Genomic DNA, 873 nt, shown 5'->3' with positions numbered 1-873 from the left:
CTATTTATTTTTGTACTCTGAAAACAAATGAATCATCAAGCGAGCCAAGNGAGTCGAGGTCCCATTCTTCAAAGCAATTCTAAGGATCTCTACATTAGGAAGCTTGTTGTCCTCTTCGGCTAACTCATCGCTTAGATGATTGAGCAATCTTAGTCCTAGGGCGCTAAGCGTCGCCTGCTCAATCGCTTCTTGTCGAAGCGTTGACTCAAAGCTCATGTATCCTTCGCTTTCTAGCCACAACATTGCTCCGAAACAGGCCTGAAAACGAGGGCTATGAAGCCCAAATTCGTCAGGATTATCTGGGCCTGCAACGTCTTCAACAAAAACCGAACTTTTTACAGGAAAGCTCTGATAAAGCTGCAATAGTACGACCGCGCAATCGCGATAAAACTCTTCAATGTGTATGTCGTACATGCTTTATTCTGTTTCAGGAAGCTGCTTGTAGGTCTGTAAAAATTTTTCGAAACGCGCAATCGCATCTCGAAGTACATCTTCACGCGGTAGGAATACAAAACGGAAATGTTGAGTGTCTTGCAAATTAAAGCCAGTACCATGCACGATGAGAATTTTTTGTTGTTTGAGCAAGTCGAGTACTAGTTGTTCGTCGTTGTAGACTTTGTGAACTTCAGGGTCTAGCTTCACGAACATGTAAAGTGCGCCTTCTGGCTTAGTACATTGTACGCCGGGAATCTTATTCAACAGCTCGTAAGCCAGATTACGTTGCTCGTAGAAGCGACCACCGGGGATGATCAGATCATTAATGCTCTGGTATCCACCAAGAGCGGTCTGAACGGCATACTGTGCTGGAACGTTTGCGCACAAACGCATTGAAGCCAACATATCTAATCCATCGATGAAGTCAGACGCTAAATG

2 protein-coding genes are annotated in these 873 nt (G+C 44.4%); both read right to left on the bottom strand.

Going from position 1 to position 873, the window contains the following annotated elements; all coding sequences use genetic code 11:
- Window positions 1-414 (bottom strand): hypothetical protein, encoded by a 414-nt coding sequence (locus A3738_RS19595; protein ID WP_068763795.1) that lies wholly within the window; start codon window positions 412-414, stop codon window positions 1-3.
- A 3-nt stretch (window positions 415-417) separates the two neighbouring features.
- A partial coding sequence (locus A3738_RS19590) for an aminotransferase class I/II-fold pyridoxal phosphate-dependent enzyme (protein WP_156504352.1) occupies window positions 418-873 on the bottom strand: 456 nt, incomplete at its 5' end.

It is taken from the genome of Oleiphilus sp. HI0066 (assembly GCF_001635725.1).
The sequence above is the reverse complement of the archived record's forward strand: the minus strand, read 5'-3'. Positions and strand labels throughout refer to the sequence as shown.